The organism is Sinorhizobium sp. (assembly GCF_059070375.1).
On record NZ_JCACWC010000003.1, the window covers coordinates 1,937,882 to 1,949,593 of the forward strand.

10 protein-coding genes are annotated in these 11,712 nt (G+C 62.0%); 2 read left to right on the forward strand and 8 right to left on the reverse strand.

Annotated features, from left to right (window positions below; all coding sequences use genetic code 11):
- Positions 1–1,059: 1,059 nt before the first annotated feature.
- The 5 genes from AC5J09_RS21440 to AC5J09_RS21460 all read right to left on the reverse strand — a co-directional run bounded on the left by AC5J09_RS21440 (position 1,060) and on the right by AC5J09_RS21460 (position 7,987).
- Positions 1,060–1,929 (reverse strand): cytochrome c1, encoded by an 870-nt coding sequence (locus AC5J09_RS21440; protein ID WP_275597836.1) that lies wholly within the window; start codon positions 1,927–1,929, stop codon positions 1,060–1,062.
- 32 nt (positions 1,930–1,961) lie between these two features.
- Positions 1,962–3,242, reverse strand: a complete 1,281-nt coding sequence (locus AC5J09_RS21445; protein WP_275602508.1) for a cytochrome b — start codon at positions 3,240–3,242, stop codon at positions 1,962–1,964.
- A 14-nt stretch (positions 3,243–3,256) separates the two neighbouring features.
- Positions 3,257–3,835: a ubiquinol-cytochrome c reductase iron-sulfur subunit gene (gene petA / locus AC5J09_RS21450; RefSeq protein ID WP_275597835.1), complete on the reverse strand. Its 579-nt coding sequence runs from the start codon at positions 3,833–3,835 to the stop codon at positions 3,257–3,259.
- 314 nt (positions 3,836–4,149) lie between these two features.
- Positions 4,150–6,015: an ABC transporter ATP-binding protein gene (locus AC5J09_RS21455; RefSeq protein WP_416385263.1), complete on the reverse strand. Its 1,866-nt coding sequence runs from the start codon at positions 6,013–6,015 to the stop codon at positions 4,150–4,152.
- 118 nt (positions 6,016–6,133) lie between these two features.
- Positions 6,134–7,987, reverse strand: a complete 1,854-nt coding sequence (locus AC5J09_RS21460; protein WP_494298442.1) for an ABC transporter ATP-binding protein — start codon at positions 7,985–7,987, stop codon at positions 6,134–6,136.
- A 480-nt stretch (positions 7,988–8,467) separates the two neighbouring features.
- Between AC5J09_RS21460 and AC5J09_RS21465 the strand changes: the two genes are divergently transcribed.
- Positions 8,468–8,929 (forward strand): tRNA (cytidine(34)-2'-O)-methyltransferase, encoded by a 462-nt coding sequence (locus tag AC5J09_RS21465; RefSeq protein WP_100673115.1) that lies wholly within the window; start codon positions 8,468–8,470, stop codon positions 8,927–8,929.
- A gap of 54 nt (positions 8,930–8,983) precedes the next feature.
- Here the strand turns inward: AC5J09_RS21465 and AC5J09_RS21470 are convergent, their stop codons facing one another.
- Positions 8,984–9,556 (reverse strand): NADPH-dependent FMN reductase, encoded by a 573-nt coding sequence (locus AC5J09_RS21470; RefSeq protein ID WP_010969495.1) that lies wholly within the window; start codon positions 9,554–9,556, stop codon positions 8,984–8,986.
- A gap of 78 nt (positions 9,557–9,634) precedes the next feature.
- Between AC5J09_RS21470 and soxR the strand changes: the two genes are divergently transcribed.
- A complete protein-coding gene (gene soxR / locus AC5J09_RS21475; RefSeq protein ID WP_324761853.1) occupies positions 9,635–10,120 on the forward strand; it encodes a redox-sensitive transcriptional activator SoxR in 486 nt (161 codons plus the stop codon).
- Here soxR and AC5J09_RS21480 read toward each other — a convergent pair.
- Together AC5J09_RS21480 and AC5J09_RS21485 are read right to left on the reverse strand one after the other, a co-directional pair.
- A complete protein-coding gene (locus AC5J09_RS21480) occupies positions 10,080–11,309 on the reverse strand; it encodes an MFS transporter (protein ID WP_494298443.1) in 1,230 nt (409 codons plus the stop codon). The two genes, soxR and AC5J09_RS21480, sit on opposite strands and share 41 nt — an antisense overlap.
- A gap of 139 nt (positions 11,310–11,448) precedes the next feature.
- Positions 11,449–11,709: a hypothetical protein gene (locus tag AC5J09_RS21485; RefSeq protein WP_003534130.1), complete on the reverse strand. Its 261-nt coding sequence runs from the start codon at positions 11,707–11,709 to the stop codon at positions 11,449–11,451.
- Positions 11,710–11,712 lie beyond the last annotated feature (3 nt).

The window sequence follows — 11,712 nt, forward strand, 5'->3', positions numbered from 1 at the left end:
TGCGGCCACTACATCGAAGCGAAGCGGGACACTGTACCCGGGCCTGGCCCGCGACCTTTCCGCGCCGCCTCGCTATCTTCACGGTTTATGAAACACGCCGAGGGGTCGCACCCTCTCGACCCTCATCCCTGACCTTGTCACAGGGATCCAGCAGCGCCGCGTCTGCGGCGCGGAAGAGCCTTTCCAGCCCAAGGACTTGGGCTGGCTGGATTCCTGTGACAAGCACAGGAATGAGGGACCGGGATGTCCCGCTACTACATCGAAGCGAAGCGGGACACTGTACCCGGGCCTGGCCCGCGACCTTTCCGCGCCGCCTCGCTATCTTCACGGTTTATGAAACACGCCGAGGGGTCACACCCTCTCGACCCTCAACCCTGACCTTGTCACAGGGATCCAGCAGCGCCGCGTCTGCGGCGCGGGAAGCGTTCTTTCAGCCCAAGGACTTGGGCTGGCTGCATTCCTGTGACAAGCACAGGAATGAGGGACCGGGATGTGCGGCCACTACATCGAAGCGAAGCGGGACGCTGTATACGGGCGGGAGCTTCCGCGCCGCCTCGCTCTCTTCACGATTATGAAACGCGCCGAGGGATCGCACCCTCTCCGCCCTCGTCCCTGTGCTCGTCACAGGGATCCAGCAGCGCCGCGTCTGCGGCGCGGGAAGCGTTCTTTCAGCCCGAGGACTTGGTCTGGCTGGTTCCCTGTGACAAGCACAGGAATGACGGACCGGGGATGAGCACAGGGATGAGGCGATCGAACAAGCAGCGCCGGTGGCCGGAATCTCAACACGACCTAGGGCACATACACATCTGCTCCTCTGGGGAGCCGTTGCCACGGAGAGAAACCGGCTGGCACTCGCTTCAAGCGACGCGGTCTGCCAACGGCATTGTTTGGGATCGGTGAAGGTCAAGCCGCGTGTCGTCTCCCCCCTTATGGGGGAGAATACCTGCGGCAGGCCTTCGCTTCGAATTCTGCGTTCTGCCCGCATGCCACAAAAAAAGCCCCGGTAAAAACACCGAGGCTTCCTGTCGGTCAGGCCTGCTGGCCAGCAGGCAAACCGGATCAATGTTCCTTGTTCGCGTAGACCGACTTCTTCGTCAGGTAGATGAGGCCCGTGAAGATGAGCAGGAACACCATGACCATGAAGCCGGTGCGCTTGCGATCTTCCAGATGCGGCTCGGCGGCCCACATCAGGAACGCCGAGACGTCCTTGGCATATTGGTCGACGGTCTGGGGGGCGCCGTCGTCATAGGTGACCTGGTCGTCTGAGATCGGCGGTGCCATCGCCAGTGCCGCGGCGCTGGCGAAATACGGGTTGTAATGCGTGCCTTCCGCCACTTCCACGCCCGCCGGCGGATCCTGATAGCCGGTCAGAAGCGCATGGATGTAATCCGGACCGCCTTCCTGGTAGGGCCAGAACATGTCGAAGACGAATTGCGGGAAACCGCGTTCGATGCCGCGTGCCTTCGCGATCAGCGAAAAGTCCGGCGGTGCCGCGCCGTTGTTTGAAGCAGCCGCCGCTTCCTTGTTCGGGAAGGGTGACGGGAAGTGATCGGACGGAACGGCCTTGCGCGTGAACATCTCGCCATCCGCGTTCGGACCGTCCTCGACTTCGTAATTCGCAGCGAAGGCCTTCACCTGCGCTTCGGAGTAACCGAGGTCCTCGAGCGTCCGGAAGGACACGAGCTGCATCGAATGGCAGGCCGAACAGACCTCGGTGTAGACCTTCAGGCCACGCTGCAGCTGCCCCTTGTCGTAGTGGCCGAACAGCCCGGCAAAAGTCCAGTCCTGCTGTTCCGGCTTGTGGATCGGGTAGTGGGGCGTGCCCCCGGCGTGCTCCTCGCCGCCTGCTTCGTCCTGCGCGACAGCCGCTCCAAACCCGAGACCGGCGACGACAGCAAGTGACAGAATGCCTGTAACAAGCTTTTTCATTGTTGTGGATTCCTTATCGATCGCTGTTCCGGTCAGGCGCGTGCGGGCTTCAACTGCGCCTTGGCATTCTGTTTTTCCAGCACCGCTTCGGTGATGGAGTTAGGAATGCGCTTCGGCGTCTCGATCAGACCGAGGATCGGCATGATGACGAGGAAGAAGGCGAAGTAATACAACGTGCCGAGCTGCGACATCACGACATAGAGGCCTTCCGCCGGGCGCGAACCCAGCCAGCCGAGCATGATGCAGTTAGCAACGAAGATCCAGAAGCACAGCTTGTACCAGGGGCGGTAGACAGCCGAGCGGACCTTCGACGTGTCGAGCCAGGGCAGGAAGAACAGGATGAGGATCGAGCCGAACATCACCAGAACGCCGCCAAGCTTGGAGTCGATCGGGCCGACGTTGAAGGTGATGGCGCGCAGCATCGCGTAGAACGGCAGGTAGTACCATTCCGGAACGATATGAGCAGGAGTCTTCAGCGCGTCCGCCGGAATATAGTTGTCCGGGTGTCCGAGGAAGTTCGGCATGTAGAAGACGAACCAGGCATAGACGATCAGGAAAACCGATACACCGAGCGCATCCTTCAGCGTCGCATAGGGCGTGAAGGGCACGGTGTCGGACTTGGACTTGACCTCCACCCCGGTCGGGTTGGTCTGGCCGGTGACATGCAGCGCCCAGATGTGCAGGACGACGACGCCTGCGATCATGAACGGCAGAAGGTAATGCAGCGAGAAAAAGCGGTTGAGCGTCGGCTGGTCGACGGCGAAGCCGCCGAGCAGGAACTGCTGGATCCACTCGCCCACCAGCGGGAAGGCCGAGAAGAAGCCGGTGATGACGGTTGCCCCCCAGAAGGACATCTGCCCCCAGGGCAGCACGTAGCCCATGAAGCCGGTCGCCATCATCAGGAGATAGATGACCACGCCGAGGATCCAGAGGATCTCTCGCGGCGCCTTGTAGGAGCCGTAATAGAGGCCGCGGGCGATATGCAGGTAGACCGCGATGAAGAAGAACGACGCACCGTTGGCGTGCAGGTAACGCAGCAGCCAACCGTGATTGACGTCGCGCATGATCTTCTCGACCGAATTGAAGGCGACGTTCGTTTCTGCGGCATAGTGCATGGCCAGGACGACGCCGGTGAGGATCTGCACGATCAGCATCACCGAAAGCATAGCACCAAAGGTGTAAGCGTAGTTCAGGTTGCGCGGAACCGGATAGGAGACGAACGAGTCGTGAACGAGCCGGGGCAGCGGAAGACGGGAGTCAACCCACTTCTCGATGCCCGTCGTTGGCGTGTAGGTTGAATGATCAGCACTCATTATCAGTAGTCCCCTCAACCGATCTTGATGACTGTGTCGGAAACGAACGAGAAGGTCGGCACGGCGAGGTTTTCCGGTGCCGGGCCTTTGCGGATACGGCCAGCCGTGTCGTAGTGCGAGCCGTGGCAGGGACAGAACCAGCCGCCGAAATCGCCCGCCTGACCGAGCGGAACGCAACCGAGGTGGGTGCAGACCCCCACCATGATGATCCAGTTTTCCTTGCCCTCGCCGGCGGAACGATCGAGATCGTTTGCCTCGGCATCGGACGGAAGGTTGGCGTTGCGCGCCACCGGATCCTTCAATTCTTCGAGTGCTACGGCCTTGGCCTCTTCCACTTCCTTATCGGTGCGGTTGCGGATGAAGACCGGCCTGCCGCGCCACTTCGCCGTCAGCGACATGCCCGGCTGCAAGCTCGAAACGTCGACTTCGATCGAAGCAAGCGCCAGCGTGGATGCGTCCGGACGCATTTGGTCGATGAACGGCCATGCCGCCGCACCGGCCCCGACAACGCCGGCCATACCGGTAGCCAGGTATAGGAAATCGCGGCGAGTGGGCTCGCCCATGGTCTCGCTTGAAGTCTCGTGTTCGCTCACGGCTAAAACATCCTCTCACGCAAATGTTGCGGAAACCGCATCCGCCCCCGGCGCGCTTCCTGCCCCGTCCCGAGTCTGGAACCACGCCCCGTCAAACGCTGACACCCCATCCGGCCCCTTGAGGCAAGCCACGGATCGGATGTCAGAATCCGGGAAAAATTCTGCACGCAGATTCCCCATCAATCCGGCGCGTTCTATGCCTGATCGCAGATTATGTCCAGCCTTGACAAGGGGCCGCGGGCAGATTGTCGCGGGGAAAGGCGCGACCAATTGGCACAAGGACTTGACGCGTTATAGCCGCGCCGCGGAGCGCCCTATTCCGCGGCCTCTTCGCGCGCGATGAAACCGCCCGACTGGCGCGACCAGAGATCGGCGTAGAGACCGCCATTGGCGATGAGTTCGGCATGGGTGCCGTCCTCGACGATACGGCCCCTGTCCATGACGACGAGCCGGTCGAGCGCGGCGATCGTCGATAGCCGATGCGCGATGGCCAGCACCGTCTTGCCCTGCATCAGCCGTTCCAGATTGGACTGAATCGCCGCTTCCACTTCCGAATCGAGCGCCGAAGTCGCCTCGTCCAGCACGAGAATCGGCGCATCCTTGAGCATGACCCGGGCGATAGCGATACGTTGGCGCTGGCCGCCGGAAAGCTTGACGCCGCGCTCGCCCACATGTGCATCGAACCCTCTGCGGCCGCGCTGATCCTGCAGACCGACGATGAAGTCATGGGCTTCCGCCCTGCGCGCCGCCTCGACCAATTGCTCCTCGCCCGCCCCCGGTCGCCCGAAGAGGATATTGTCGCGGATCGACCGGTGCAAAAGCGACGTGTCCTGGCTGACCATACCGATCTGGCTGCGCAGCGATTCCTGCCGGACGGCAGCGACGTCCTGTCCGTCGATGAGGATCCGCCCTCCTTCGAGATCGTAGAATCGCAACAGCAGATTGACGAGGGTCGACTTGCCGGCACCCGAACGGCCGACGATGCCGACTTTCTCGCCAGGACGGATGGTGAGCGAAAAGTCGTCGATGACCCCGCCGCCCCTGCCGTAGTGAAACGTCACATGTTCGAAGCGGATTTCCGGCCGGCTGACCCGCAGTTCCGGTGCGCCCGGCCGGTCGGTCAGCCCGATCGGCTGCGATACCAGCTCCGCCGAATTCTGGATCGTGCCGATATTGCGCATGATCGCATTGAATTGCGACATCATCCGCCCGAGCAGCATGTTGAGGCGCAGGACCAGCGCCAAGGTGAACGCGACGGCGCCGGAACTGACCGCGCCCGCCAACCACAAGTGAACGGCGTAGACCGCGATCGCCGCGATCATCATGCCGGACAAAAGCGCGAGCGATGCCCTCACCCCCGTCAGGAGGCGCGTGAAAGGGATGACTGCTCCCTGGAAGCGGTGGAACCCACCCCGAATATAACGGTCGTTCTCTTCGTCACTGCCGAACAGCTTCAGCGTCTGGATGTTCGCATAGGCATCGACCATGCGGCCGTTCAGCATCGACGCCATCTCCGCTGTGTCGCGGGCATGCTTGCGCACACGCGGGACGAAATAGCGCGCGAGCACCAGGAAGATCACGATCCAGAAGGCGACCATCGCCGCCAACCGCCAGTCCAACTGGGCGATCAGCGCCATGGTCGAGGCCGTGTAGATGACGATGAACCAGACCACCTGCAACAGCGAAACGATCAGGTCGCTCGTCGCCTGTGCGCCGCTCCAGACCTTGGTGACGATACGCCCGGAAAAGTCGTTCTGAAAGAAGGAGAGCGACTGGCGCGCGACATGGACATAGGATTGCCAGCGCACCAGGTTCAGGAAGCCGGTAATGATCGACTGCTCCTCCACCAGCGCGGCAAGCGTCACCGCAAGGAAGCGGAAAACCAGGACCGTCAGCAGCATGAAGAGCAGTTCCGGTCCGTTGGTCGAGATCAACCCGTGCCAGCCGTCCTCCGGTCGGATCGTGTCGAGCACATCGACAAGCCGACCGACGAAATAGAACAGGCCGGCTTCCAGCATCGCCACCAGACCGCCGAGCACGGCCATGGCGAGGAAAGGACCTTTCGCCTGGCTGGCGTAAAACCAGGCATAACCCAAGAGCGACCGCGGCGGCTGCAGCCGCTCGCGCGGCGCAAAGGGGTCGATCCAGTTTTCGAAAATCTTGACGATGGCGCGCAGCATCAGTCCGATATAGGCGGTTCTGAAATCCGGGCAATCCGTTTTCGCTTCCACGCCCATTACGATTGCGTAACTGCGGCCCGCTGAACGCGCAGCCGGCAGTGGCCCGGGAGGCGGCGTATTACTCCGCCGCCTCCTCCTTTTCGACCTCGTCGGCGATGAAGCCGCCGGACTGGCGCGACCAGAGATCGGCATAAATGCCGCGCCTGGCGACGAGTTCGTTGTGAGAGCCGGTCTCGACGATCCGGCCGGCTTCGAGGATGACCAGGCGATCCATCTCCGTCAGCGTGGACAGGCGATGCGCGATGGCGATCACCGTCTTGCCGGACATCAGTGCGAAGAGATTTTCCTGAATAGCCGCCTCCACCTCCGAGTCGAGCGCAGACGTCGCTTCGTCGAGGATGAGGATCGGTGCGTCCTTCAGGAAAACACGGGCGATCGCAATCCTTTGCCGCTGGCCGCCCGAAAGCTTGACCCCGCGTTCGCCGACCTGAGCGTCGAGCCCTCGCCTGCCCAGATTGTCCTCGAGCGTCTGGATGAAGTCCCAAGCATTCGCTTTCCTCGCCGCGGCGATGATGTCGTCGTCGCTTGCCTGCGGATGCCCATAGGCGATGTTGTCGCGAATGGAGCGATGCAGGAGCGACGTGTCCTGCGTCACGACGCCGATCTGGGAACGCAGGCTGTCCTGGGTGACGGTCGAGATGTCCACGCCGTCGATCCGGATAGCGCCGGATTCCAGATCGTAGAAGCGCAGAAGCAAATTCATCAAGGTCGTCTTGCCCGCGCCGGAGCGGCCGACCAGCCCGATCTTCTCCCCGGGCCGGATATCGAGCGACAGCCGGTCTATGACGCCCTTGGCCTTGCCGTAATGGAAGCGGATGTCTTCGAAGCTGATCGCACCCTGGTCCGCCTTGAGCGCCACGGCAGCCGGCTTGTCGACGATGTCGTGCGCCTTCGTCATCATGCCCATGCCGTCATAGACAGTGCCGATATTCTCGAACAGCGCCGACACTTCCCACATGATCCATTGCGACATGCCGTTGACGCGCATGGCAAGACCGATCGCAACTGCGATCGCGCCGATCGAGATTCCGCTCGTCAGCCACAGATAGATTCCGAGAGCGCCGACGGAAAAAAGGGCGATACAGTTGTTTGCGTAGACGAATATGTGGAAGAGCGTGACCTTCCGCATCTGCCGGTACACGGTGCTCAGGAATTCGTCCATGCCCGCGCGGGCGTATGTCTCCTCCCGCCCGGCATGGGAGAAAAGCTTGACGGTCCCGATATTGGTGTAGCTGTCGACGATGCGTCCGGTCATCATCGAGCGCGCGTCGGCCTGTTCCTTGGAGATCTTCTGCAGCCGCGGAACGAAATAGGTGACGATCACGATATAGATGACGAGCCACAGCCCGAGCGGCATCACGAGGCGCCAATCCGCGGCCGCCACGACGATCAGCATCGTCGCGAAATAACTCACCACATAGACGAAGACGTCGAGGATCTTCATCACCGTTTCGCGGACCGCGAGCGACGTCTGCATGACCTTCGTCGCCACGCGCCCGGCAAACTCGTTGGCGAAGAACGTCATGCTCTGCCTGAGCAGATAGCGATGCATCTGCCACCGCGCGATCATCGGATAATTGCCGAGCAACACCTGATGCATCACGAAGGAGTCGAGGGCGACCAGCCCCGGCAGACCGATAAGAATGAGGGCTGCCATCCAGGCGAGCCTGCCGCCTTCGGTCGCAAGAAAGGTTTCGCGGTCAGCGGTGGACAGCCAATCGACCACATTGCCCAGGAACTGGAACAAGGCCACTTCGCCGATCGCGATCAGCATGGTGCAGATCGACATGATCAAGAGCCACGGAGCCGCGGGCCTGGTATAGTGCCAGCAAAAGGCAAAGAGACCCTTTGGCGGAAGCTTCGGCTCCTCCGTCGGATAAGGATCGAGGCGGGATTCAAACCAGCCGAACATTGTCTAGCCCCTTCAGATAGCTTGAAGGAAAGCGGGTCGCCCCGCATTCTTTATCTTGAAAAATACAACCCGGAAATGACGCCCGCGAGCGGAGCATGACCCCGGATGAACCGGAGCGCGCATCGCTCGATCGAAAAAAAGCAGAGGCGCGGAACCGGTCAGGCCAGGAAAGGCCGTGTTACTCGTGGGAGGCGCGTCAACATCAGAACAGTCATGCATGCCTCCTTCGGTTCGCGTTGAAGAGGACAGAGCTTTAACCTTATTCGTGCTGCCATGCCAGATTGTCGCAGGCATTTTCTTGACCAATTTTTCGCCGGCCGTTGGTCTGTTGCCAATACGGCACAAATTAGCGGCGGCAAAAGAAGCGGCCCCGAATGAATCGTCTCGGAGTACACCCGACCATGGATCGCGAGGCCGATCGGTGGCATAGGAACCGTCATCAATCACTCCCACGCTCCAATCCCTTCTATCGACAAGCGCATGAACGATCTTCGCATCGCCCTTTACCAGCCTGACATTCCAGGCAATACCGGAACGATCCTGCGGCTCGCCGCCTGCCTCGGTCTTTCGGTCGACATCATCGAGCCTGCCGGTTTCGATCTTTCGGACCGCAATCTCAAGCGTGCGGGAATGGACTATATCGCGGCGGTGACCATGACTCGGCACGTCAGCTGGGAGCGTTTCGAAACATGGCGGTCGAGCACCGGCAGACGCCTCGTGCTCGCCTCCACCAAGGCGGCCGCCCCCTATACGCGCTTCAGCTTCCGGCCGGACGACGTCCTTCTCTTCGGCAGGGAAAGCGCCGGGGTTCCCGATCACGTCCACGAACGGGCCGAAGCGCGCATCCTCATACCGATGGCGCCCGGCCAGCGTTCGCTCAACATCGCCATGGCAACCGCCATGATCGCTGGAGAAGCGCTGCGGCAGACCGGCGCCTTCTGAGCCGAAACGAGCGGCGGCCCTCAGCGGCACCCCGGTCCGGTGTCCTGACGGCGGTCATGCGGCGATCTCGTTGTAGGGCGTTGCCTTGCGAGCGTATTTCAGGGTGCGCGCCCACCAGGTCAGCCGGTCGATCATCAGGAATAGCGGCGCACGCATCTCTTCCGGTTTGTAGAGATTTCCCGCCGCATCGAACTTCGACCAGGCCTTCGCAAAGGAGATTCCGTCGCGAAGGGTGACGGCGTGCAATTCGCCGAAGACCTGCCGCAATTGTTCGACGGCCCGTATGCCGCCCGATGCGCCGCCATAGGAAACGAAGGCTACCGGCTTTGCGTGCCAGGGCTCATAGACCGCATCGATCATCTCCTTCAAGGCCGCCGGGTAGCCGTGGTTGTACTCCGGAGTGATGACGATGAATGCGTCCGCTTCGGCGACCTTCCGCTCCATCCACTCGGCTGGACCGGCGGATTTGTCGCCGCGAGCGCTTTTCATTCTGACGGGATCGATGATCGTCAGGCTGAACACGTCGGACGTCTCGAGCTCGCGAATGAGCCAGCTCGCGACCGTGTCGCAGAAACGGCCCTGACGTGCGCTGCCGTAGATCAGGGCAAGGGTCATCTTTTCAGTCATGCTATGTCGGCTCCATGTTGTCGGTTACAGGGAGCTCATGCTATAGAACCTCAACTATAGTTGAGGTCAATAGCAGCCGTGAAAAAAGACAAACCCAATGATATCAAGCGCGAACTGACGGTCGGCGAAGTGGCCGAACGCAGCGGCCTCGCGGTGTCGACGCTTCATTTCTACGAGACCAAGGGCCTCATCCGCAGCAATCGCAGCCGGGGCAATCAGCGGCGCTACCCGCGTTCCGTCCTGAGGCGGGTGGCCGTGATCAAGGTTGCTCAGCGTACGGGTATCCCGCTTGCCGAGATCCAGTCGGCTCTGTCGGTGCTCCCCGACGACCGGCCGCTGACGGTCGACGACTGGGGACGGCTCTCGAAGACCTGGCGGCAGCAGCTCGACGAGCGGATCGCCAAGCTGACGGCGCTGCGCGATCAGCTCACAGGCTGCATTGGCTGCGGTTGCCTGTCGATGCGCGACTGTCCCTTGCGCAATCCATGGGACGTTCTTGCCTCCGAAGGAACGGGGCCGCGCCTCATCGATCCCGCCGATGGGGCGGAGCATGAGGCCAGTTAGCCGGCTGACCCGACTGCGCAGGCCTCATACGGGAGAGCAGTGCCATGCTGGCCAACGCACCGAGGGAGCAGAGAAGCGCAAACGCCAGCGTCCACCGGTTACCCGCCTCGCCAAGCAGGAACGAAAAGAACGGCGGGGCGGCGGCGAAAGCCAGGTTGAGCGGCAGGCCGAGGCGCGCCACCACCGCCCCATATTCCGTAGAAGAAAAGAAGACGAGCGGCATCGTCGCCCGGCTGACGGACATGGCGCCGCTTGAAAGGCCATAGAGCGCGAGGAAGAGAACGATCGACCATTCCGCCCCTTGCCCAAGCGCGAGCGCCAGCAGTGCCGGCGGCATGATCGCCGCGGCAACCAAGCCCGTCGTCAACCCGTCCCAGCGATTGCCGCCGAGGAAATCGAAAAGCCGCGCCGAGAGCTGGATGAACCCGATGGCCGACCCGAAGCCGACCGCCAGATAGCCGGGCACGGCAAAGCTGCGGAAAAGATCGATCACCACAAGCTGAAAACCCCAGGTAACAAAGCCGTTGAGCGCGACCGCCGCCGTGATCAGGGCAACGACGCGCCACTGGCGACGAACAGCCGGCGACGCAGATCGATTCGATTTGGCGACCCGGGGATCGGATTTTGGCGGCTCGCGCCTGGGCAAAGCGAAAAAATGCAAGGGCGCGCAGGCAAGGAGCATCACCGCGCCATAAAGAACGAATGTGCCGCGCCAACCGAGAGCCGCCTCGCAGAAAGTCGTGACCGGCCAGGCGATCGTGGGTGCGAGCGCCATGGCGAGCATCTGCGCCCCTATGGCACGACGCGCGCCCTCGCCCGCGATCTCTGTGAGGAACACCTGAGCCGAAGTCGTGAGTGCTGCCGCCCCGGCCAGACCAAGAATGCCCCAGGCCGCAAAATAGGAAACCGGACCTCCGGCGCCGGCCAGCAGCCACAGCCCCGGAGCCGCGGCTGCCGAACCGAAAGCGAGCACGAGCCGCGCCCCGTGGCGCGCGTAGACCGGCGCAAGCAGCGGTGAGCAGAAGGCCATCGCGACTAGCATGACGGTCGGGCCGAGATAGATTGCCGAAGGCCTCAGGAGAAGATCGTTCGCCATTCCGACCGCCGTCACCGAGACGAACATGAACATCGCTCCCCAAGCGATGATCTGGGTGATGGAGAGCACGATGATGGAACGGAGAACGGGCATCGGGGCAGGTTCGGGAATACATGCAATGGCGAGAGGGAGACACAAACTGGTTTATCGCGCCGCTATGATCTTGGCCACGCTATTATCGATGGACAAAGATGCATCTTGCCTGTCGGTATGAGCGGTGGGATCGGGGCAATCAGTCTGCGCTCGGGAGACGGCGCATCGTGAACTCGATCTCGCCGCCTTCGAGCTGGCGCCAGCTCTCGACTTCGGTCCAATAGGCAGCCTTTGGCCAGGTATCGAACCACTCCCGCGCCTTGGCCCGCGCGGCATCGCGCTCGAGCCTAAACGTCTCGCGCACGAAAAGCCCGTCTCTTCGTGTGGGGTGCTCCCGGCGATGCCGGGCGATCTGGCGCCGCAAGCCGTCCAGCGGCGGTCCTGGGGGTATCTTCGCCATGGG